Source organism: Actinotalea sp. C106 (genome assembly GCF_023630195.1).
Lineage (GTDB): Bacteria > Actinomycetota > Actinomycetes > Actinomycetales > Cellulomonadaceae > Actinotalea.
This window is the reverse complement of sequence record NZ_JALPKN010000011.1, coordinates 1-22,726: the sequence shown is the minus strand read 5'-3', so window position 1 is coordinate 22,726 and position 22,726 is coordinate 1. Positions and strand designations below refer to the sequence as shown.

Here is a 22,726-nt window from a genome sequence, read left to right as displayed (position 1 = left end):
GAGGGGGCTCTCAGCGTGGACAGCAGCGGAACCGCGGGCGTGGTCGAGCGGATCGCCGTCGTCTCCGACGTACACGGCAACATGACCGCCTACGACGCGGTGCTCGCCGACATCGACGCACGGGGCATCGGCACCGTCATCAACCTGGGGGACGTGGCCGGCAAGGGTCCCCGGGGCTCGGCGGCCGTGGCCCGGACCCGCGAGCGCTGCTCGGTCACGGTGCGCGGCAACTGGGACGACCTGCTGCCCACCAAGGAGTTCCCGCCCGGGGACCCGATGACCTGGTGGAAGGAGGAGCTCACCGCGGACGACCGCGCCTGGCTGGCGGCGCTGCCCCTGGTGCACCACCTCGAGCTGAGCGGACGCCGCATCCGCCTGCTGCACGCCTCGGCCGAGAGCGTGCATGTGCGGGTCCACGCCCGGCACACCGACGAGCAGTTCGACGCCATGTTCGCGACCACCCCGCTCACCGGGGAGGGGCCCGCGCCCACGATGGTCGTCTACGGCGACATCCATGACGCGTTCGTCAAGGTCCGCGACGGCCGCACCCTGATCAACGCGGGGAGCGCGGGCAACCCGCTCGACGAGACGGCGGCGTCCTACGTGGTGCTCGAGGGGGTCCCGGCGGGCAGTACGGCGGACGTGTTCGGCCTGCAGATGGTGCGCGTCCCCTTCGACGTCGAGGCCGAGATCGCCGTGGCCCGCGGGGTGGGGATGCCGTCGCTCGAGGCCTACGCCGTGGAGCTGCGCACGGGGGTGTACCGCGGGCTGCACGCCGAGCGGGGGCTGCGGGCGGAGGACGTCCTCAGGTAGTCAGGGCCCGGGGCCGACGCGCTCCGTCCCGTCTCAGGCCGGGTCACCCGAACCAAGCACCTCCCGCAACAGTGCCTCGCTCAACGCGTTCCCCGGGTCCGGCAGAAGGCGCGCGATCGGCATGTCTCCGATCATCATCAGGACCGTGGGGTTCGTCAGGAAGCCGACCGTCGACCCGCTCGGATCGGCGTCGTGACAGGCCGCGATCAGCCGAGGCCCGTACTCGTCGTGCTCGACCCACTCCCGCAGGGTGGAGCGCTCACCCAACGGCGACCGACGTCGCTCGCCGTCGAGCACGACCTCGGCGCGCCCCCGCAGGTCGCGGGAGGAAGCCCCGAGCTCGACGGCGTAGGACCCGCCGGCCACGGTCCATCCGCCCTCGGTGTCGTCCCAGACGGTGAAGGCGCGCCGTCCGAGCTCGACGGTCACGGCGACCGACTCCCCCGGGGCGAGGTGCTCCTTGCCGAAGGCGACGAGACGCCGGACGGGCTGGTCGGCCCGGTCTCCTGGGTGAGCGACATAGACCTGCCACACCTCCGCACCCTCCCGCTGGCCCGTGTTGGTGAGGGTGAACCGGCACTCGGCACCCGCGCCCTCCAGCCGCCGCACCTGCAGGTCTGCGTAGGCGAAGCGCGTGTAGCTGAGGCCGTGCCCGAACGGGTAGGCGACGTCCTTGCTCGCACGGTCGAACCACCGGTACCCGACGAGCACCCCCTCGGCGTGCAGGGCGCGGCCACCCGTTGCCGGGAAACCCGGCCAGGTCGCGGTGTCCTCGAGGGCGATCGGGAACGTCTCAGGCAGCTTCCCCGAAGGGTTGATCGCCCCCCGCAGCACCTCCGCGATCGCCCGGCTGCCGCCGGCACCGGGCAGCCACACGTCGAGCACCGCGCCAACGGTCTGGTCCCACCGGGAGGTCGCGACGACGCCCCCCGCGTTGATCACGACGACGGTGGGGACGCCGGTCGCGCCGAGCGCCTGGACGAGCCTCACCTGGTCCGCGGGGAGGTCCAGGGTGTCGCGGTCGCGCCCTTCGGTGTCCGTGCCGGCCGGCGGACCGACGACGACCACGACGGCGTCCATGCCCCGGGCCCGCCGCGCGGCGTCCTCGACGTCGTGCCCGGTCGTGAACTCCACGGTCTCGCGCCACACCCTCCGCACGGCGTCGAGGGGTGAGTCGGCCGCGTCAGCCTGGACGTGCGCACTCCCGCCGCCCTCGCGGTGCGGGTCCACGGCGAGCTCGCCGACGACGAGCAGCCGGTCCTCGACGTCCAGCGGGAGGACCTCTCCGTCGTTGCGCAGCAGGACGAAGGACGCAGCGGCCGCCCGCACCGCCAGCTCGTCGTGCGCGACCTGGTCGACCTGCTCGGAGGTGCGCCCGGCCCAGCGAGCAGCCAGCGAGGCGACCCGGTCGGCGGCCTCGTGGACCGATGACTCGGCGAGCCTTCCCTCCGGCACCGCGTCGACGATCGCGCTCCTGGCGGCCTCGGCCGGTCCGGGCATCTGGACGTCCAGCCCGGCAGCGACCGCGGCGACCGGGTCGTCGACCGCGCCCCAGTCCGAGACGACTGCTCCGTCGAACCCCCACTCCTCACGGAGCACCTGCGTCAGGAGCCATGGGTGCTGTGCCGCGTACGTGCCGTTCACCCGGTTGTAGGAGGCCATGACCATCGCGGGGCTGGCGACGGTGACCACGTGCTCGAACGCTGCGAGGTAGATCTCCCGCAGCGCCTGCTCGCCCACCTCGGCGCTCACCCGCATGCGGTCGGTCTCCTGGCTGTTGACCGCGAAGTGCTTGAGGCAGGCCCCGACGCCGGCCCCCTGCACCCCCCGGACGAAGGCCGCGGCCAGGTGGCCGGCGAGGACCGGGTCCTCGGCGTAGTACTCGAAGTTGCGTCCGCCCAGCGGTGAACGCTTGATGTTGATCGAGGGGCCCAGCAGCACGTCCGCACCCGCGGCCCGTGCCTCGCGGCCGATCGCGCCGGCCACCTCCTCGACGAGAGCCGCGTCCCAGGACGCCCCGAGGGCGACCGGAGCCGGGAAGCTCGTCGCGGGGACCTTGCCGGAGAAGTCCGGCAGGTTCATCGCCAGCCCGCTCGGGCCGTCGGCCAGCACGAGCCGCGCCACGCCCGCCCCGGCACGGGTGCTCGACATGTCCGCACCGACGAGAAGAGCAGCGGCCTGCTCGAGGCTGCGCCGGTGCCCGCTGACCTCCGTCATGCCTCGCCACCGACAGCGGCCATGGCAGCCCGGTCCTCCGGGCTGTGGATGTTCCAGGACCGTGGGATCGGCGGGTCCTCGTCGGCAGGACGCCACGGGCACTCCATCACGGTGCGCCCGGCGGTGACCTGGACTGGTGTGCCGCCGTCGGGCATCTGGACGGTGCCCGAGGACCCCGGCGGCACCTCGACCGTGAGGCGGAAGCGATCACCCTCGCGGTGCCACGCGGCGCTGATGAGGCCCCGGGGGCCACGATGGCTCGCCGAGGCCCGGGTGAGGCCCCCTCCGGGGTGCGGGGCGAAGAGGATCTGGCGGTACCCCGGAGACGCCGGAGCCAGTCCCGCGACACTGCGGTGCAGGTAGTCGACCACGGCGCCCAGGGCGTAGTGGTTGAAGGAGGTCATCTCCCCCGGGTTGACGCTCCCGTCCGGGAGCATGCTGTCCCAGCGTTCCCACACGGTGGTCGCCCCCATGGTCACGGGGTAGAGCCACGACGGGCACCGCGTCTGCAGCAGCAGGTGGTACGCCGTGTCCACCGACCCGGTGCGCGTGAGGGCGTCGCACACCAGCGGTGTCCCGACGAACCCCGTGCGGATCAGGTGGTCACCGTCCTGGACGAGCTGGGCGAGCCGCGCCCCGGCGACGGCGTACTGGCTCTCCCCCTCGAGGAGGTCGAAGCAGATCGACACCGCGAGCGCGGTGACGGTGTCGCTCACCACACGTCCTGCGGGCGAGACGAACGTCGCCCGGAATGCCTCCCGCGCGCGCCGAGCGACGCCGTCGTACCGGGTCGCCCGGGGGCGGTCGTCGATGATCCGGCACGCCTCCGCGAGCAGACCCGCCGAGTGCGCGTGGTACGCGGTGGCGACCAGGTGGGCGTCGGTCTGGGAGTCGCCCGGACGGTCCGGGGGGGCTGCGGGGTCGAGCCAGTCACCCAGCTGGAAGCTCCCGTCCCAGAGACCGGTCCCGGCCGTGAGGCGGTCGACCTGGTCGACCCAGGCCGCCATGCCCTCGACGTGGTCCCGCAGGACCTGCTCGTCCCCGGTGCGTTGGTAGATCGTCCACGGCACGATGACCGCGGCGTCCCCCCAGGCGGCGGAGGGCTCGCCAGGGAAACCACACTCGAGCCACGGGTGGAAGTTGCGCATCGTCCCCTGCGCGCGCTGCTCGGCCAGGACGTCCTGCAGCCAGCTGAGCAGCACCCCGCTGCTGTCGTAGAGGAAGGTCGCGGCCGGCGCGAACACCTGGATGTCCCCCGTCCAGCCCAGACGCTCGTCGCGCTGAGGGCAGTCGGTGGGCAGGTCGACGAAGTTGTCCCGCATGCTCCACACGACGTTCTCGTGGAACCGGTCGAGCAGCTCGTTCGAGGACTCGAACCAGCCGGTGCGCGTCATCGCCGAGTGCACGACGAGGGCCTCGACGGTCGTGGGGGCCTCGCCCGTCGGCCACCCCTCGATCTCGACGTACCGGAAGCCGTGCAGGGTGAAGCGTGGGGTCCACGTCTCGTGCGGGCGTCCCGCGAAAACATAGGTGTCGACCGCCTCGGCGGTGCGCAAGGGGCGCAGGCAGAGCTCGTCGTCCTCGAGCACCTCGGCGTGCCGCATCGTCAGGGTGTGGCCTGCGGGGGCCGTCGCGGTGAAGCGGATCTTGCCCGAGATGTTCTGCCCGAAGTCCAGCCGCACCGTGCCCGCGGCCCGGTGCTCGACCTGAACCGGGCTCAGCACCTCCGTGACCCGGACCGGCGGCCCGGGCGGCGCCACCAGCGCGTGCGAGAAGTGCGCCCGGGGGATGCGCACGGGACGGTCCCAGGCGTGGTCGTCGAACTCGGCGCGGGCCCATCCGTCAGGCTCGAGCCGCGCGTCGTGCGTCTCGCCCTCGTAGAGCCCGGCGCCGGTCACGGGCGACAGGCTGCAACGCCAGTCCAGCGGCAGCTGTTCGACACGGCCGTCGTCGTGCCGCACCTCCACCTGCACCAGGGCCGCCACGTCGCTGCCGTAGACGTCCCAGTCCCCGCCGTTGAACCCGAGGCGGCCGCGGTACCAGCCGTCGGCGAGCCACAGGCCGAGCACGTTCTCGCCGGGCTCGACACCGGGCCCCAGGTCGAGGGTCTGGTAGCGCAACCGGTGCTCGTAGCTGCTCCATCCCGGGGTGAGCTCCGCGTCCGTGGCCCGTCGGCCGTTGAGCTCGACGTCGTACACGCCGTGAGCCGTCACGTACGCCCGCACCCTCTCGGCCGAAGCAGGGGTCCGGAACGACGCTCGCATCAGGTAGGCGGGCCTAGGACCCGTCGTCGGTGCCGACAGCGACGGCGAGACGAAGTCCTCGCACCAGTCCTGCTCGTCCAGGCCCGCCTCGACGACCAGTGCCTCGGACCACGCCGTCGTGCTGTGGTCGTCCAGGCGCACGCGCACGCGCACCGTCGCCCGCTCCCGGGAGGCCAGCGGGGCACCGGGCCAGCTCACGAAGGTCGACGCCGGGCCGTGGAGTCGGAACTGCTCCGTCCCCCGCGAGTCCCGATCGACCTCGACCTCGACCTCGAGCTGCTCAGCGCCATCGGCGCCGCGGAGCTGCCAGCTCAGGCGCGGGCTGCGCGGCCCGATACCGAGGGCGCTCGTCAGGTGCTCGGCGCGCAGCCGTCCCACCTCGGCCATCAGCCCTTCACCGACCCTGCCGTGAGGCCCTTCATCACGCGCTGGTTGAGGAACAGGTACACCGCGAGCGTGCCGAACACGTTGAGGCAGATGGCCGCGAAGGTCGGCCCGTAGTCGACCTGACCGAACTGCCCGCGGAAGTTCAGCAGACCGACCTGGATGGTGCGCAGCTCGTCGCGGTTGGTGAAGGTGAGCGCGATGAGCAGGTCGTTCCAGATGAAGAAGAACTGGACGAGGGCCACCGTGAAGATCGCGTTGCGGACCAGGGGAAGGCCGACCGAGAAGAACATGCGGAAGATGTTCGCGCCGTCCAGGGTGGCGGCCTCGAAGATCTCCCGCGGCACCCCGCGGAAGAACGTCGCCATGAGGAACACCGTGAGCGGCAGGCCGATCGCGCTGTAGGTGATGATCAGCGGCCACAGGGACCCCGTGAGGCCGACCTCGAAGTAGATGGTGAAGAGCGGCAGCAGGATCATCTGCCCTGGCACCATGATCCCGGCGAGGAAGAGCAGCAGGGTCGTCGCGCGGCCCTTCCACACCATCACCTCGAGCGCGAATCCTGCGGCGACCCCGAGCAGGATGGTCAGAGCCAGGGCGGGGAAGACCGCGAGCACGCTGTTGCGCGCGTAGACGCCGAGGTTCCCGTCCGTGATCGCGGTGACGTAGTTGTCGACGTTGGCCCAGTTCTCCGGCAGGGCGAACGTCGCGTTGTTGAGGAACTCGGGCTGGGTCTTGAGGGAGCCGAGCACCAGCCACACGAGGGGGTACACGACGATCGTCAGGATCAGCGCGGTCACGGCCTTGGTCCACACCGAGTGCCAGACCCGTCGCGCTGAGCGTCGGCGACGGGGCCGCGGTGCGGGACGGGTCGTAGGGCTCGCGGACGAGGGGGCGAGGGTCGAGGTCGTCATGGTTCAGGCCTTCGTGAGGTCGCGGCGGCTCGAGCGGAAGATGAAGAGGGTGGCGACCAGGCTGAGCAGGGTCAGGAGCAGAGCGATCGAGCTCCCGTACCCGTACTCCCCGTACGCGAACGACGTCTGGTACATGTACAGCGTCAGCGGCGTGGTCTGGCTGCCCGGCCCGCCGTTGGTCAGGGCCAGCACCGAGTCGAAGACCTTGAGCGTGCCGTTGATCGAGAAGATCACCGAGGACAGCAGCACCGGCAGGGACAGCGGCAGCACGATGTGCCGCACGAGCCGTGCTCCGGAGGCGCCGTCGAGCCGTGCCGACTCGAGGGTCTCCTCCGGGATGTCCACCAGGCCCGCGTAGAGCAGCACGGCGTAGAAGCCCATCGACCGCCAGGTCTCCATGAGGATGATCACCCAGAACGACGTCGACCCGCTCGCGAACCAGTCCACCCCACCGATGCCGACGGCCTCGAGCAGGGCGTTGACGGGGCCCGTGCGGGGGGCGGACTCGAAGAGCTGCTGGAACATCAGGGCGACCGCGACGGTCGGCAGCACCACGGGGAAGAAGACCAGCGTCCGGACGACCCCTGAGGCCCGGCGGAGCACGAAGACGTACAGCAACGAGAGCAGGTACCCGACCGCCACCTGGACGAGCGTGAGGACGATGGCGAAACGCACCGTGAACCACAGCGCGTCCCGCGCGTTGGGGTCCTCGACGAGACGCGAGAGGTTCTCCGTCCCGACGAAGGTGAAGCCACTGATGGCGTTGCCCTCGAAGAGCGTGTAGCCCATGGACCACGCCACGGGGACGAGCATGACCAGCGTGTAGACCACCAGTGCGGGACCGAGCAGGAGCGCGATCGCACGGCGGTCACCGAGAAGGTGACCCATCGAAGCCTCTTCGTGTCGAGGGAGGGGCGGGGCGCGGCCAGATGCCCGGTCGCGCCCCGCACACGGGTGGAGGGACTCAGCCCAGGTCCGCCTGGACGGCGGCCATGAAGTCCTCGGGGCTCATCTGGCCCGTGACGAGGAGCTGGGCGTTGGTGTAGCTCGTGGTCTGCGCCTTGGAGTCGAACAGCGCCTCGAACCAGAGCACGGTGGTCTCCGCGGTCGCGATGCGGTCCTGGACCACGCCGGTCAGGGGCGGCAGGTCAGTGGCCTCGGCCTCGGCAGCGAAGCCGGTGATGACGCCCTGCTCGGTGAGGGACTCCCCGCCGAAGTGCTCGGCGATGCAGCCGAGCCACTCCTGGGCCCCGGCGTCGTAGGCGTTCTGGGCCATCGCCAGGGGGACGCCGACGTTGGCTGCGAGCTGGGTCGAGTCTCCCTCGCCGCCTTCGACGTCCGGGAAGGGGATGAAGCCGATGCTGCCCTCGCCGATGGTGTTCTGGGTGGGGTCGTTGAAGTTCGCCAGGGCCCAGCTGCCCATGTAGAACATGGCAGCCTCGCCGTTGAGGAACTGGTTCATGGCCGTGGTGTAGTCGATCGAGCCGACCGACGGGCCGAAGAACTCACCCGCCCCGAGCTCAGCCACCGCCGCAGCAGCCTCGACGTACTCGGGGTCGGTCAGGGAGGCCTCGCCGTCGGCGACCGCCTGCATCGCATCGGGTCCGAGGGAACGGAAGATGTAGTTCCCGACGAGTCGGGTCAGGGGCCATCCGTCCTTGCCCGCGGCGGCGAAAGGCGTGACACCAGCGTCGCTCAGGGTCTGCGCCGAGGCGACGAGATCGTCCCAGGTGGTCGGCGCGGTGACGCCATGCTCCTCGAAGAGGTCCTCGTTGTACCAGATGCCTTCGACGTTGAACTCGGTCGGGAGCACGTACAGCTCCCCGTCGTACAGGGACTCCACGGTGGACCGGGCAGCGGGGATGATCGCGTCAGGGTGTCCGAGCTCCTCGAGCGCGGCATCGATGTCGACGAGCTGGCCTGAGCCGTGGATGTCCTTGATCACCTGCGGGGAGTTGCCCGCTGCGAAGAGGGTCGGCAGGGCACCCTGTCCTGCGAGCAGCTGCATCTGCTGGTCGAAGCTGGCCTGCGGCTGCGTCGTCACCTCGAGGGCGGCGGTCTCGTCGGCGGCGGTGCACTGGTCCTCGCTGAGCGCAGCGAGGGTGTCCTGGACGGCTGAGTTCTCCGCCAGGGAGAGGTACTCGAAGCTCCCGCTGCTGGCGGGGGCCTCGCTGCCGCCCTCCTCCTCGGTGCCGGACGAGCAGGCCGACACCACCAGGGCTGTCATCGCGGCGGTCGCTGCCACCAGGGCAGGGCGCCGTCGGAACTGTGACGTCATCACTTCCTCCTTGAAGTGTCCGAACGCTTTGAAGCGCTTCAAGGCGTGAGGCTATGGTGACCTCGCACAGCAAGGCAAGGGGGTCCGGCTAACGCCGTCTGGCGCTGCCAGCGCCGGTGACATGCTGCACACGGCACGACCTGGCGATATTCACGGGCCGAATGAAGCGAATCAAAGTTCGATATGCTCACTGCGCGGACGAAGGGCACATGATGCGGAGCAGCAAGGGCGCTCGCCCCCAGGCCTCGATGGGCGACGTCGCCGTCCTGGCCGGTGTCTCCCTCGGCACGGTCTCGCACGTGCTCAACCATCCCGACCGGGTCACCCCGGCCACGGCCGAGAAGGTGCTGCGGGCCATGGCGATGCTGAGCTACGTGCCCAACGGCAACGCGCGGTCGCTCGCTGCGGGCTCGAGCACGGCGGTGGGCATGGTCCTCCCCGACCTCAGCAACTCGCTCTTCATCGATGTCGCGCGCGGGGCCGAGACAGCCGCTGAGCGGGCGGGCTACACCTTGATGATCGCCAACAGCAACACCCGCCTCGAACGAGAGTCCCAGCACCTGCGCACCTTCACCCAGGCGAGGGTCGCCGGCATCCTGCTCACCCTCAACGACAGCGAGCACTTCGCGGCCATCGCTGACGACGACCCCACGACCACTCCGACGGTGATGCTCAACCTCGCCGTGCCACGCAGCCAGTTCTGCAGCGTGTCGGTCGACAACCAGTCCGGCGGGCACCTGGCCACGTCCCACCTGATCGAGACGGGACGCCGACGCCTGGCCTTCGTGGGAGGGCCGAGCTCGCTCGAGCCCGTCCAGCACCGCGCCACGGGGTTCGCGCACGCGGTGCGAGAGCACGGCGTCGAGCACGTCCGGACGATCAACCCCGCCGGGGTGAACCGGGCAGACGGCTGGGAGTCCGGCGTCGCCCTGCTCCCCCAGGTGCTCGACGGGCTCATCGACGGCGTGGTCGCCGCGACCGACCTGCTCGCCGCTGGGATCGTTCAGGCGCTGAGCTCGGAACCGAGGCTCCGCGTACCCGAGGATGTCGCCGTCGTGGGGTACGACAACAACCAGGCCGCGTGGGACAGCCCGATCCCGATCACGACCATCGCCCAGCCCGGGGAGGAGATGGGCCGGGTCGGGACCGAGCTGGTGCTCAACGAGGCGCAGCGGTCAGCGGACCACGTGCACCGGTCTGTCGTCCTCACTCCGACCCTCGTCGTGCGTCGGAGCACCCAGCACCCCGGAGCCCCACGGAACGACGGCGCACGGGGAGGCTCGTCGTGACCGAGATCGCGAACGTCAACCTCAACCTCCTCGCCCCCCTCGAGTCTCTCCTGCGGGAGCGGAGCGTGACCCGCGCCGCCGAGCGCCTCGGGGTCAGCCAGCCGGCGATGAGCGCGTCCCTCGCCCGCCTCCGGCGCCACTTCGGCGATCCGCTGCTCGTTCGGCGCGGTCAGGTCTACGAGCTCACCCCGCTGGCCGAGCTCTTGCAGGCGGATGCGGCCGCCGCGCTCGCCCAGGTCGGGGACGTCTTCGCGGCCCGCCAGCGCTTCGACCCCGCCACCACGGACCGTTGCTTCACCGTGCTGCTGTCGGACTACGCCCTCGGTGTGCTGGGAGAGGCGCTCAGCGGGGCGGTCGCGGATCTCGCCCCTCGAGCGGCGCTCCACCTGGGCAGGCACACACCCGACATGGTCGAGCAGATCACCGACGCCCTCCGCGACGTCGACGGGATCGTCCTTCCCCGCGGGCTGGTGACCGAACCGCAGGGGACGCCCCTCTTCGACGACACCTGGGTACTCCTGGTCGACGGGTCGAGCCGGCTCAGCGACGCACCTACGCTCGCGGACCTGGCAGAGGCGACCTGGGTGGCACCGTTCCTGCCCAGCCGCGTGCAGACCGCACCGATGCGGCAGCTCGAGTCCCTGGGCGTGTCCCCTGAGGTCCGAGTCACCGTGGACGGCTTCGTCGGTGCCGGTCATCTCGTCGCTGGGACCGATCGTGTCGCGATGGTGCCGGGCCGCCTCGCCCAGGAGCTGGCACGGACCCGGTCGCTCAGGTCGTTGCCGTTGCCCTTCTCCACGCCTCCGCTGCGCGAGACGTTCTGGTGGCACCCGCTCCACCGGCACGATCCTGGGCATCTGTGGCTGCGTCAGGTGCTGCAGGCGGCTGCGTCGTCGGTCGGTGCGGTGGCCTGACGTCGGGGCGGTCCTGCGCTCCGCCTGAGGAAGCATGCGGCTGCTCGACGTCGTGCCTGCGCCCGAGACCTGCACGCCTAACAGCCCCGAACGCACGTCGGGCGTCGCGGCCAGCCAGGTCAGCACACTCCGTCTCGAAGAGCATGTAGGCCTCGACCGCCGCGGCCACCTGCTCGTCTTCGTCGCGAGGGAAGTCGGTGAACACGATCCCAAGCTCGGGGTCGGACAGGTCACTCGCTCCTGATGCCGCCGGCGAGGAGGTCGGGGTGGGCGTCGCGGTCGCAGCAGGGGTGGGGGTCGCGGCCGGCGGCGCGGTGACCTCGCGCTGATCCGGGCCCGACGGCGAGCACCCCACCAGAAGGGCGACCCCCAGAGCTCCCACCACGACCGCGCGCACGCGCCTCATCCGCTACTCCCCTACCGTCTCGAGCCCCGCGGCGTCGGCCGCACCAGCTCTCAGCACGGTCCGGTGACCTCGTAGGTGTCGACCTTCCAGCTGCTGCCCGCGCTGGGGACGAGGAAGAGTCGCGCGCCGGACGTGGCGTCCTGACCCGCCGCGACGGCGTTCTCCGTGGATCCGTCCGACCTGACGAAGGCCACACCCGTGAGGTCATGGCAGGAGTCGAGCACGACGCTCGCCGCGTCGGCCGACACCAGCGTGATCGCCGTGGAGAGCTGCCCCGCCACCACGGTCCCGTTCGCGCTGTTGGGGCCGACCTGCGCCTGGATCCAGGCGATGGCCTCGTCCGAGGCCACGGCCCACGGTCCGGGCGGGACGACGTTCGTCGTCAGCGCCTTCCAGAACTCGATCTCGAAGAGCATGTAGGCCTCGACCGCGGCGGCGGTCTGCTCGTCCTGATCGCGAGGGAAGTCGGTGAACACGATCCCCAGCTCGGGGTCGGACAGGTCACTCGCTCCTGATGCCGCCGGCGAGGAGGTCGGGGTGGGCGTCGCGGTCGCAGCAGGGGTGGGGGTCGCGGCCGGCGGCGCGGTGACCTCGCGCTGATCCGGGCCCGACGGCGAGCACCCCACCAGAAGGGCGACCCCCAGAGCTCCCACCACGACCACGCGCACGCGCCTCATCCACGACTCCCCTACCGTCCCGAGCCCTCGCGGCGTCGGCCGCGACACACTACCGAAGGGACGGTGGTCGCTCGTGCGGGTCCGGCTCGGGCACGGCGCGGTGGGCGCACGACGGTCATCCCGGGCCGTGGTGAGGGCGCCCTGGTCTCAGCACGGCCCGGCGGGCTCGTAGGTGTCGACCTGCCACCCCGTCGACGCCATGACCAGGCTCACGTGGGCCTTCGAGAGGGGCTCGGAGTCCACCTCCGCGGCGCTCACCGTGGTGCCGTCCGTGTTGGTGAACGTCGCCTCCCGCCAGTCGAGGCAGATCTCGAGGCTCGCCGTCGCCTCGTCGACAGACACCTCGCTCACCGCGCTGCCGAGGGTGCCGGCAGCGCTCCACCCGTTCGCGGCGTTCGGGTCGACCTGGGCGCTGATCCTCGCGATCGCCTCGTCGGAGGCGACGGCCCAGGGACCGGGCGGGACGGTGTTCGTCGTGAGCGCCTTCCAGAACTCGATCTCGAAGAGCATGTACGTCTGGATCGCGGCGGCGGTCTGCTCGTCCTGGTCACGTGGGAAGTCGGTGAACACGATCCCCAGCTCGGGGTCGGACAGGTCCCGCGGTCCTGATGCCGCCGGCGAGGAGGTCGGGGTGGGCGTCGCAGCGGGAGTGGGGCTCGCAGCGGGAGTGGGGGGCGCGGCCGGCGGCGCGGTGACCTCGGGCTGATCCGGGCCCGACGGCGAGCACCCCACCAGAAGGGCGACCCCCAGAGCTCCCACCACGACCACGCGCACGCGCCTCATCCACGACTCCCCTACCGTCCCGAGCCCTCGCGGCGTCGGCCGCGACACCGTACCGAATGGCCACGGGGGTGCCGGCGATGACGTCCGTCGAGGTGCGCGCTCACCGTCGCAGAGGCTCGACCCCCACGGCTCTGAGCACCTACATCCCCGACGGAGCCATGTCGACGAAGCGGGCGTAGTGGCCCTGGAAGGCCACGACGATGGTGTCGGTGGGGCCGTTACGGTGCTTGGCGACGATGATGTCCGCCTCGCCCGCCCGAGGGGACTCGCGCTCGTAGGCGTCCTCACGGTGCAGGAGCATGACGATGTCGGCGTCCTGCTCGATGGAGCCGGACTCACGCAGGTCGCTCATCTGAGGCTTCTTGTCGGTGCGCTGCTCGGCGCCACGGTTCAGCTGGGAGATGGCGATCACGGGGACCTCGAGCTCCTTGGCCAGGAGCTTGAGGGCACGGGAGAACTCCGAGACCTCCTGCTGGCGGGACTCGACGCGCTTGCCCGAACTCATCAGCTGGAGGTAGTCGATCACCACGAGCTTGAGGTCGTGGCGCTGCTTGAGCCGCCGGCACTTGGCGCGGATCTCCATGAGCGACATGTTGGGCGAGTCGTCGATGAACAGCGGGGCCTGGGAGAGCTTGCCCATGGTCGAGGCGAGCTTCTGCCAGTCCTCGTCGCGCATGGTGCCCTTGCGCATGTTCTGCAGGGGCACGCGGGCCTCGGCGGAGAGCATGCGCATGGTGATCTCGTTGCGGCTCATCTCCAGGGAGAAGACCACCGAGGTCAGGCCGTGCTTGATCGACGCCGACCGGACGATGTCGAGTCCGATGGTGGAGTTGTGCGTCGGCACCATCGCGTTGCCCGCGAGGTACAGGTGCTCGGGGTGGGCGATCTCGACACAGCGCACCGGCACGGAGTCGACCGGCTCGACCGCAACGATGGAGCGCTGCGTCAGACGGGCGGTCGACGGACGTCGCCGCTCCTTGTGGACGAGCTTCTTCCGTTCGAGGGCGAAGACCTCGTCGTCGGTCGTGAAGGTCAGGATGAAAGCGGTGCTCCGCTCCACGCTGCGGCCACGCACGGCCTTGAGCGCCCACCCTGTCCTGTAGCCGAGGCTGTGCACGAGCTCGCGCACGTCCAAGGCGAGGCGCTGGTCCGTGACGGTGAACTGCACGCTGCCGGTGCGGTTGACGGTGCCGTCCGTGTCGAGGAGCCCGGCCAACAGCTCACGCCGCTGCCTCTCGCTCGCCCGCAGGTACTGCGTCGGGATGTGCTTGGCGTTCAGCACCCCGAGCGTGCGCAGCCGACCCTCGACGCCTGGTCCGTCAACCTCGTCCTCACGCCCCTCGATGCGCATGGCAATCTCGGGGTCGTCGGAGGTGAAGCGTGCCGAGGCGGAATGGCCGTCACCGAGCCAGACGCCCAGCGCGTAGGGGTCGACGGGGAGGTCCTGCTCGGGCAGGTCCAGGGCTTGTGCTGTCGGCACGCTGTGGTTGAGTCGCCGCTCGGCGGTCGCGCACCGAAGGGTCTCGGCGATCTCGGCCGTCGTCCTGATGCCACCGGTGACCCTGCGCCCCCGCCCAGCCGCAGTCCGCGCGCGGCGGGACGCCCTCGTGTCCGTGAACCACTCGTGCTCGGCGTCCGCGACGATGCGGGTGCCGTCGTCGAAGGTGACCGCGTAGCACGGGCGGCCGACCTGGACCTCGGTGGCCGCGACGACGCGGGTCGGTGTGCCATCGGCGGCGAGCAGCTCGTCACCGACCTGCACCTCGCCCATCGTCGTCCAGCCCTGAGGGGTTGGCAGAGGGGTGTCGAGGGCCAGGGCTTTACCCATAGCAGGGCGCGCCGCGATGACGACCATCTGGCCCGGGTGCAGACCGTTGGTGAGCTTGTCGAGCTCGATGAACCCGGTGGGCACGCCGATCATGCCCTCGCCGCGCTGGCCGGCGGCCTCGATCTCCTCCATGGTGCCGTTGATGATCTCGGCGAGGGGGAGGTAGTCCTCGCTGGTGCGCTGCTCGGTGACGGCGTAGATCTCGGCCTGGGCGTTGTTGACGAGGTCGTCGACGTCGCCGCCCTCGGTCGCGTAGCCGAGCTGGACGATGCGGGTCCCGGCCTCGACCAGACGCCGCAGCACGGCCCGCTCGCGCACGATGCGGGCGTAGTAGCCGGCGTTGGCCGCGGTCGGCACCGTCGAGATGAGGGTGTGCAGGTAGGGCGCGCCGCCGATGCGCCCGATCTCCCCGCGCTTGGTCAGCTCGGCGGAGACGGTCACGGCGTCGGCCGGCTCACCACGCCCGTAGAGGTCGAGGATGGCGTCGTAGACGAGCTCGTGGGCCGGCTTGTAGAAGTCGGTGCCCTTGATCTGCTCGACGACGTCGGCGATCGCGTCCTTCGACAGCATCATGCCGCCGAGCACGCTCTGCTCGGCGCCCACGTCCTGCGGGGGGGTGCGGTCGAAGCTCGCCTCCGGGCGGCGTGCGCCCAGGCCCTGCTCGAGCTCGTCGATGCTCACCGATCACCCTCCACCAGCGCTTGCGTACGTGTCGAACTGACGTTCTATCGCACGCCGCTGACACACTGCCTGCGCCGCCGACGACGAACTCCGTCGTGCTTCCTGCGCGAGGCTACGGGCAAGCTGGCCAAGCCCCAAGCGGCGGGACTTCGGTCCTGTGCACGACCCTGGGGACGAGCTGTGGACAGCGTGCCCCGAAGTTGTGCACAGGCCGGGGACAACACTGTGGATAGCGTGGGAGAACTCGTGGGAACACGCGCTGAGCACCGTGTTCGCCGTACACCTGCTGTGGATAGGAACCCGTTGTCGAACCGTTCACCTGATGGACAGCCCGTCCCGTCTGGCACGCCGTCCCTGGACCGTCAGATCCTGTCCCTCGCGGTTCCCGCGCTCGGGGCCCTGGTCGCCGAGCCTCTCTTCGTCCTGGTCGACTCCGCCGTCGTGGGGCGCCTGGGGACCTCCCAGCTCGCCGGCCTCGCCCTCGCCGGCACCGTCCTCACCACGGTCGTCGGGCTGTGCGTCTTCCTCGCCTACGCGACCACCGCGAGCGTGGCCCGCACCCTCGGGGCCGGGGACCGCCGTCGGGCCCTGGGGGCCGGGATCGACGGCATGTGGCTCGCCCTCGGCCTGGGCATCCTGCTGGCGGGGGCACTGTGGGTCGCCGGGCCCACAGTCGTGCAGGCCCTCGGCGCCCCGGCCGACGTCGTGCCCCACGCGGTCGCGTACCTGCGGTGGTCCGCCCCGGGGCTGCCGGGGATGCTCGTGGTCCTGGCGGCCACAGGCGTCCTGCGGGGCATGCTCGACACCCGCACCCCCCTGTGGGTCGCGGCCTCGGGGGCCGTGCTCAACGCGGTCCTCTCGGTCGTGCTCGTCCTGGGCCTGGGGATGGGGGTCGCGGGCTCGGGCCTGGGGACGACGATCGCCCAGCTCGCCATGGGGGCCACCCTCGCCGCGGTGGTGGCCCGTGGGGCGCGGGCCGAGCAGGTCCCGATGCGACCGACCCGCACCGGGGTCCTGGCGGGTGCGCGGACCGGCGCCCCCCTGCTGGTCCGCACCGTCTCCCTGCGCATCGCGATCCTCCTCGCGGCCTGGGTCGCGGCGGGGCTCGGCACCGTCACCCTCGCCGGCCACCAGGTGGTGATGGCCGTGTGGGGGCTGATGGCCTTCGCCCTGGACGCCCTCGCGATCGCCGCCCAGGCCCTCGTCGGACGAGGGCTCGGGGCGGCCGACGTCCAGACCACCCGCGCGGTCCTGCGACGGACCTTGCAGTGGGGCACCGGCGCCGGGGCAGTGCTGGGCCTCGTGGTCGGGGCCGCCGGGTGGTGGATCGCCCCGCTGTTCACCGCCGACCCCGACGTGCGACGCGCGGTCGCCCTCGCCCTGCTCGTCGTGGCGGTGACCATGCCCGTCGCCGGCTGGGTCTTCGTGCTCGACGGCGTGCTCATCGGGGCCGGGGACGGGCGCTACCTCGCCGTCGTCGGGCTCCTCACGCTGGCCGTGTACCTCCCGGCCGCCCTCGCGGTGCGGGTGTGGGCCGAGGACGGCGTGACCGGGCTGGCGTGGTCCTGGGCGGCCTTCGCCGGGATCTTCATGGTCGCCCGCGCGGTCACCACCGGGCTGCGGGCGCGCGGCGAGGCGTGGATGGTTACGGGCGGCTGACCGTTCCGGTGGTGACCCCGGGCCCGCTGCGCTGGACTAGGGCCATGTCCCCCGCGCCACCTTCGCACCCCCCTCGCCGCCTGGTCGCGCTGCTCCGCCACCCCCGCGTGGGCCTGGCCCTCAAGGCGGCCCTCGCGGCGAGCATCGCGTGGGAGATCGCGCTGCGCCTGCCCGAGCCGTTCAGCGAGTACTCCTTCTACGCGCCCTTCGGCGCGATCGCGATGATGTACCCGACCGTCGCGGGGTCGACCAGCCAGTCCCTCCGTGCCCTCGCGGCGGTCGCGGTCGGCGGGCTCGTCGCCGTCGGTGCCGACGCCACGATGGGGTCAGGGTTCCCCGTGGTCACCGTGGTGGTGCTGCTGGGGGTGCTGCTGGGGGGGCTGCGCATGCTCGGCGAGCACGCCGTGTACGTCCCGATGGCCGCCGTCTTCATCCTGCTGCTCGGCCAGGGGGACGAGTTCGAGTACGCGGCCGCCTACGCCGGCCTGTTCGGCATGGGTGCAGCGTTGTCCATCGCCATCAACGCCGCCTTCCCCAGCCTGCCGTTCGGTCAGCTCGACCGTGCCCTGGCGAGCCTCCGGGCCGCCGTCGCCTCGCACCTGGAGCACCTCGCCGCGCAGTTCGAGGAGCCGGCCGAGGACGACGACGGGAACGTCGAGCGGGCAGCCCTTGGACGGCCGGAGCTCGACACGCCCACCACCGCCGCCCGCGAGGCGATGCAGCACGCCCAGCTCGCGACCCGGGGGAACCTGCGGGTCCGACGCGGCCGCCGACGTTCGGTGGACGAGGACTACGAGGCCTTCCGCAGCCTCGAGCGCGTGGTGCTCCTGATCGACGACCTCTACGACCTCCTCGAGGACCAGCCGTGGGGCCAAGACCTCAGCGAGTCACCGGAGGACCTGCGCGAGCCGATCGCCCGCGCCCTGTGCGCCCTGGTGCCCACTATCGAGCAGATCGGCCTCGAGCCTGCCTCCGAGGACCTGCAGCGCGAGGTCGACGAGGCCATCACCGATCTCACGCGGGCGCTGCGTCGTCGGCAGAGCGACGGCGGAACGGACGCCGAGTCCTTCGTCGTCGCGACGATCATCACCTCGCTGCGGCGCTGCCTCGCCGTGATGATCCCGCCGGACCAGCTCACCTCGACGCCCGCCTGAGCACGCGACGAGGCCCGGCCCCCGTGATGGGAGCCGGGCCTCGTCGGTGCTGCGTGGCGCCGGGGCGCCGGGTGCTGCGTGTGTGTCGAGGCTCAGGCCTCGGGGACCACGCGGACGTCGATCTGCGCCGAGACGTCCTCGTGCAGGCGGACCTGCACCTGGAACTCGCCGAGGGACTTGATCGGCTGACCGATCTCGACCTTCCGCTTGTCGATCGACGGGCCGCCCTGGGCCGCAACGGCCTCGGCGATGTCGGTCGTGGTGACAGCGCCGAAGAGGCGGCCCGAGGCACCGGCGCGGACGGTGACCGTCACGGGCTTGGCCTGGAGCGAGTCACGCACGGCGCGCGCCTCGTCGAGGGTCGCGATCTCGCGGGCCTTGCGGGCCTTGCGGATCCCGGCGATCTGCTTCTCGGCGCCCTTGGACCACGGGGTCGCCAGGCCACGGGGGAGGAGGAAGTTCCGGGCGTACCCGTCCTTCACCTCGACCATGTCACCGGGGGCACCGAGGCCGGTCACCTCATGGGTCAGGATGAGCTTTGCCATCTCGATCAGCCTTTCTCAGCGAGCCGAGCTCGAGTACGGCAGCAGGGCCATCTCGCGGGCGTTCTTGACGGCCCGCGCGATCGCACGCTGCTCCTGGACGGTGACACCGGTCACCCGACGAGCGCGGATCTTCCCGCGGTCGGAGATGAACTTGCGCAGCAGCGCGGTGTCCTTGTAGTCGACCACGTCGATCTTGGCGGCCTTGAGGGGGTTCTGCTTCTTCTTGGGCTTACGGACGACGGGCTTCGCCATCGTGGTGCTCCTTCGGTCTTCACCCCGCTCGCGTCGGCTCTCTCACCGTCGCGCCGCGGGACAGGTACGTGTCTGGGGTCAGATCAGAACGGGGGCTCGTCCGAGGACGCGCCACCCGCCGAGGGTCCCGGCGTGGCCCACGGGTCGTTGTCGAAGGACGACGACCCGCCCTGGCCACCCTGGCCGCCGTAGCCACCGCCACCGCCACCACCGCCGCTGAACCCACCGCCGCCGCCACCCGAGCGCTGGGCGCGGGTGACCTTGGCCGAGGCGTAACGCAGCGACGGGCCGACCTCGTCGACCTGGAGCTCGACGACGGTCCGCTTCTCGCCCTCGCGGGTCTCGTAGGACCGCTGGACGAGCCGGCCCTGGGCGACCACGCGCATGCCCTTGGTCAGGGACTCGGCGACGTTCTCGGCAGCCTCACGCCAGATCGAGCAGCGCATGAACAGCGTGTCGCCGTCCTTCCACTCGTTGCTCTGACGGTCGAACTGCCGAGGGGTCGACGCGATCGTGAAGTTCGCGACCGCCGCACCCGACGGGGTGAAGCGCAGCTCGGGGTCTCCGGTCAGGTTCCCGACCACCGTGATGATGGTGTCACCAGCCATGCCAGCTCCTCGTGCTCGGATCGTGGGGGTGGATCAGTGCCGTGGGACGACGCTCAGTGGGCGTCGGGGCGCATGACCTTCGTGCGCACCACGGCCTCGTTGAGGCCGAGCTGCCGGTCGAGCTCCTTGGCGGTGGCCGGGGTGGCGGTGAAGTCGACCACCGCGTAGATGCCCTCGGCCTTCTTGTTGATCTCGTAGGCGAGGCGACGACGGCCCCAGATGTCGACCTTGTCGACGGTCCCGCCGGAGGTCGTGACCACCGAGAGGTACTTGTCGAGCGAAGGGGCGACGGTGCGCTCCTCGATGTCGGGGTCGAGGATGATCATCATTTCGTACTGACGCATGCGAGTACCCACCTCCTGTGGACTCAGCGGTCACGGTCTCTCCGTGACAGGAGGGTGTTGCGCGTCTGCGGCATGGCCCGTGCGGTGATGGCACCGTGGTCTCCACGCAGCAACGCGGCAGTCTATCGGCTCAGACGTCCCGCGACGACCACGGGGCGCCGGGGAGGGGTGGTGGCCCTCCCCGGCGTGGGGTCAGGGACGACGGGTCAGGGGTTCGGGTTCGGAGCGGCGCCGTCCTGCGTCCCGTCCTCACCCTCGTCGCCATCCGGTGGGGTGGGCTCCTCGGGCGCCTCCGTGGGCTCCGTCGGCTCCGGCTCCTCGATCACCTCGGGCGGCCCGCTCGAGACCACGATGCTCACGGTGCTGCCGGGCGCGGCCTCACCGCCGCTGGGGCTCGCGCTGATCACGCGACCCTCCGCGACCGAGCCGCTCTCCTGGCGGGACACCGACACCGAGAACCCGGCCCCCTCGAGTCGCGCGACGGCGTCGGCCTCGGGCAGCCCGGTGACGTCGGGCACCTCAGCGGCGGCCGGACCGGTGGAGACCGAGATCGAGATCGCGCTGCCGTACGGCGCCTCGCCGGTCGGGCTCTGCGAGATCACGGTGCCCGGCGCGGCGTCGTCGGCCACCTCGGTGCCCGCGACGGCGAACCCCGCCCCTTCGAGGGCCGCCCGGGCCTCGTCGACGTGCGAACCGACCACGTTGGGCACGGCGACGAGCGGCGGGGTGTTCGGCTCGCCCACGTCGGCCCGGGGCGGGAACTGCAGGACCTCCATGCCGTCCATCGCACGGCTCATGTAGCTGGTCCACAGGTTGACCGGGACCGAGCCGCCGGTGATCTGGCTGAACCCACCGAAGGGGGTGATGCTCTCGGCCGTCGTGCCGTCCTCGCTGACCTGGTACATCGCGACGGCGGTGGTCAGCTGGGGCGTGTAGCCCACGAACCAGGCCGAGCGGTTGTCGTTCGAGGTGCCGGTCTTGCCGGCCACGGGCCGCCCGAGCGCCTGGGCCGGTGTCCCGGACCCGCGCTGCACGACCTGCGTCAGGGCGTAGGTGGTGTCCGCCATGACGTCCTCCTCGAACACCCGCTCCGGGAGCTCGGCGCCCTCGTACACCTGGCCGCCGTCGAGGTACTCGACCATCTCGACGATGTACGGCTCGGTGCGCACCCCCTGGGCGGCGAAGGTGTTGTAACCGTGGGCCATGTCGAGCGGGTGCGGGGAGGCGGTGCCCAGCACGTTGGCGGGGACCGGGTCCATGCCGCTCGCGTCCTCGGGCACGCCTGCCCGGACGGCGGCCTCGAGGGTCGCCTCCGGTCCGACCTCGACGTTCATCTGCGCGTAGACCGAGTTGACCGAGCTCGCGGTCGCCTTCACCACGTCGATGTTGCCGAAGCTCTCGTCCCCGAAGTTGCGGACCCCCTCCTCGCCGAAGCCCTCGACGCGCACCCGGTTGTTGCCGTCGTAGCGCGAGGTCAGGGCGTTGCCCGCCTCGAGGTAGGCCACGAGGGTGAAGGGCTTGAAGGTCGAGCCCGCCTGGGCCTCGTCCTGGGTCACGGCGTTGCGCGAGACCTCGAGGTAGTCCGGGCCGCCGTACAGCGCGCGGATGGCTCCGGTCTGCGGGTCCAGGGTCACCATCGCGGTGCGCAGGTTCTCCGGGGCGTCCTCGGGGAGCTCGGCCACCGAGTCGACCGCGGCCTGCTGCATCGACGGGTCGATCGTCGTGGTGATGCGGAACCCGCGCTGCCGCAGCTCGTCAGAGCTGATCGAGGACTCCGCCGTCAGCTCGCTCTCGACCATGGCCAGCAGGTAGCCCTGCGGACCGGCCATGGTGTCCGAGCGCGAGTACTCGACCACCTGGTCGATCGGGTAGGTCTCGGCGTCCCGCTCGGCCTGCGTGATGGCCCCGGTCTCGACCATGCCGTCCAGGACGTAGTTCCACCGCTCCTCGGCCCGCTCGGGGTTCACGTGCGGGTCCCAGTTGTTGGGCGAGGGCACGATGCCCGCGATCAGGGCGGACTGCGCGAGGGTCAGGTCAGCCACGCCGACGCCGAAGTAGGACTGCGCCGCCGTCTCGATCCCGTAGGAGTCCCGGCCCAGGTAGATCGTGTTGAGGTAGTTCTCGAGGATCTCGTCCTTGTCCTGCTGACGGGCGAGCTTGATCGCGAGCAGAGCCTCCCGGGCCTTGCCGCGGTAGTCGTCGATCGTGGTGCCGAAGTAGTAGCGCTCGGCGTACTGCTGCGTGATCGAGGAGCCGCCCTGCGTGTCCCCGCCGCGCACGTTGTTCCACACCGCGCGGACCAGGCCTGCGGGGTTGATGCCGGGGTTCTCGTAGAAGGTCCGGTCCTCGGCGGCGACGACGGCCTGCCGCATGTGCTCGGGGATCTGGTCGCCCGAGACGAGCACGCGGTTCTGGACGCCGAAGGTGCCCATCTCGGTCTCGCCGTCGGCGTAGTAGACCGTCGTGGTCTGCGCCTCGGCGAAGTCGTCGGGCTGGGGCACCTCGGTCGAGGCGTAGGCCCACACCACGAAGCCGACCACCAGCAGCACGAGGAAGAGGAAGACCCCGAGCACCAGGCGCCAGGAGGGCAGCCAGCGACGGATGCCGGTCTTGCCGGCGCGCGGGTAGTCGATCAGACGACGGCGCGACCCCTTGCCGGCGCCGGCAGCCCCGCCCGAGCGGCCACCCCCCGAACGCCCGCCACCCGAACCGCCCC

At 71.3% G+C, this 22,726-nt stretch carries 19 protein-coding genes; 6 read left to right on the top strand and 13 right to left on the bottom strand.

From position 1 onward, the window contains the following. Positions 1-15 precede the first annotated feature (15 nt). Positions 16-813 carry a metallophosphoesterase family protein gene (locus L0B03_RS01705; RefSeq protein ID WP_250443285.1) on the top strand — a complete coding sequence of 266 codons (798 nt, stop codon included), beginning with the start codon at positions 16-18 and terminating at the stop codon, positions 811-813. Between the two features lie 33 nt (positions 814-846). Here L0B03_RS01705 and L0B03_RS01700 read toward each other — a convergent pair whose 3' ends face one another. From L0B03_RS01700 to L0B03_RS01680, 5 genes are all read right to left on the bottom strand, one after another. Then, the gene (locus L0B03_RS01700; protein WP_250443282.1) at positions 847-3,030 is read right to left on the bottom strand and encodes a glycoside hydrolase family 3 C-terminal domain-containing protein; all 2,184 of its coding nucleotides are present in this window, start codon (positions 3,028-3,030) and stop codon (positions 847-849) included. Beyond that, entirely contained in the window at positions 3,027-5,681 is a 2,655-nt protein-coding gene (locus L0B03_RS01695; protein WP_250443280.1) for an alpha-L-rhamnosidase, read from the bottom strand. The genes L0B03_RS01700 and L0B03_RS01695 overlap by 4 nt, the downstream gene beginning before the upstream one ends. Beyond that, positions 5,681-6,478, bottom strand: coding sequence for a carbohydrate ABC transporter permease (locus L0B03_RS01690; protein ID WP_250443276.1), 798 nt, complete (start codon positions 6,476-6,478; stop codon positions 5,681-5,683). Before L0B03_RS01690 ends, L0B03_RS01695 begins: the two co-directional genes overlap by 1 nt. Positions 6,479-6,595: 117 nt before the next feature. Beyond that, the gene (locus L0B03_RS01685) at positions 6,596-7,480 is read right to left on the bottom strand and encodes a carbohydrate ABC transporter permease (RefSeq protein ID WP_250443273.1); all 885 of its coding nucleotides are present in this window, start codon (positions 7,478-7,480) and stop codon (positions 6,596-6,598) included. A 76-nt stretch (positions 7,481-7,556) separates the two neighbouring features. After that, a complete protein-coding gene (locus L0B03_RS01680; protein ID WP_250443269.1) occupies positions 7,557-8,870 on the bottom strand; it encodes an ABC transporter substrate-binding protein in 1,314 nt (437 codons plus the stop codon). A 212-nt stretch (positions 8,871-9,082) separates the two neighbouring features. Between L0B03_RS01680 and L0B03_RS01675 the strand changes: the two genes are divergently transcribed. From L0B03_RS01675 to L0B03_RS01665, 3 genes are read left to right on the top strand one after another with little or no spacing between them, the layout of a single operon-like run. Then, positions 9,083-10,159 (top strand): LacI family DNA-binding transcriptional regulator, encoded by a 1,077-nt coding sequence (locus L0B03_RS01675; protein ID WP_250443265.1) that lies wholly within the window; start codon positions 9,083-9,085, stop codon positions 10,157-10,159. Next, positions 10,156-11,073: a LysR family transcriptional regulator gene (locus L0B03_RS19475; RefSeq protein WP_250443262.1), complete on the top strand. Its 918-nt coding sequence runs from the start codon at positions 10,156-10,158 to the stop codon at positions 11,071-11,073. The genes L0B03_RS01675 and L0B03_RS19475 overlap by 4 nt, the downstream gene beginning before the upstream one ends. A 34-nt stretch (positions 11,074-11,107) precedes the next feature. Next, on the top strand, positions 11,108-11,317 hold the full coding sequence (locus L0B03_RS01665) for a hypothetical protein (RefSeq protein WP_250443259.1): 210 nt from the start codon (positions 11,108-11,110) through the stop codon (positions 11,315-11,317). A gap of 212 nt (positions 11,318-11,529) precedes the next feature. Here L0B03_RS01665 and L0B03_RS01660 read toward each other — a convergent pair whose 3' ends face one another. From L0B03_RS01660 to dnaB, 3 genes are all read right to left on the bottom strand, one after another. Continuing rightward, complete coding sequence (locus tag L0B03_RS01660; RefSeq protein ID WP_250443257.1) at positions 11,530-12,156, bottom strand: hypothetical protein; 627 nt, start codon at positions 12,154-12,156, stop codon at positions 11,530-11,532. Between the two features lie 147 nt (positions 12,157-12,303). Continuing rightward, a complete protein-coding gene (locus L0B03_RS01655; protein WP_250443254.1) occupies positions 12,304-12,939 on the bottom strand; it encodes a hypothetical protein in 636 nt (211 codons plus the stop codon). A 139-nt stretch (positions 12,940-13,078) separates the two neighbouring features. After that, positions 13,079-15,448: a replicative DNA helicase gene (gene dnaB, locus L0B03_RS01650; RefSeq protein WP_250443251.1), complete on the bottom strand. Its 2,370-nt coding sequence runs from the start codon at positions 15,446-15,448 to the stop codon at positions 13,079-13,081. 303 nt (positions 15,449-15,751) lie between these two features. On the opposite strand from dnaB, the gene L0B03_RS01645 reads away from it, so the two are divergent. Then, a complete protein-coding gene (locus L0B03_RS01645; RefSeq protein ID WP_250443249.1) occupies positions 15,752-17,107 on the top strand; it encodes an MATE family efflux transporter in 1,356 nt (451 codons plus the stop codon). Positions 17,108-17,151: 44 nt separating this feature from the next. Further along, entirely contained in the window at positions 17,152-18,261 is a 1,110-nt protein-coding gene (locus tag L0B03_RS01640; RefSeq protein ID WP_250443246.1) for a hypothetical protein, read from the top strand. A gap of 92 nt (positions 18,262-18,353) precedes the next feature. Here the strand turns inward: L0B03_RS01640 and rplI are convergent, their stop codons facing one another. The 5 genes from rplI to L0B03_RS01615 form a co-directional block, all read right to left on the bottom strand. Continuing rightward, positions 18,354-18,806 (bottom strand): 50S ribosomal protein L9, encoded by a 453-nt coding sequence (rplI, locus tag L0B03_RS01635; RefSeq protein WP_250443242.1) that lies wholly within the window; start codon positions 18,804-18,806, stop codon positions 18,354-18,356. 15 nt (positions 18,807-18,821) lie between these two features. Continuing rightward, positions 18,822-19,058, bottom strand: coding sequence for a 30S ribosomal protein S18 (gene rpsR, locus L0B03_RS01630; protein ID WP_208054836.1), 237 nt, complete (start codon positions 19,056-19,058; stop codon positions 18,822-18,824). An 83-nt stretch (positions 19,059-19,141) separates the two neighbouring features. Further along, positions 19,142-19,666 carry a single-stranded DNA-binding protein gene (locus L0B03_RS01625; RefSeq protein ID WP_250443240.1) on the bottom strand — a complete coding sequence of 175 codons (525 nt, stop codon included), beginning with the start codon at positions 19,664-19,666 and terminating at the stop codon, positions 19,142-19,144. Between the two features lie 53 nt (positions 19,667-19,719). Next, a complete protein-coding gene (gene rpsF, locus L0B03_RS01620; RefSeq protein WP_250443236.1) occupies positions 19,720-20,010 on the bottom strand; it encodes a 30S ribosomal protein S6 in 291 nt (96 codons plus the stop codon). A 206-nt stretch (positions 20,011-20,216) separates the two neighbouring features. Further along, a partial coding sequence (locus tag L0B03_RS01615; RefSeq protein WP_250443234.1) for a transglycosylase domain-containing protein occupies positions 20,217-22,726 on the bottom strand: 2,510 nt, incomplete at its 5' end.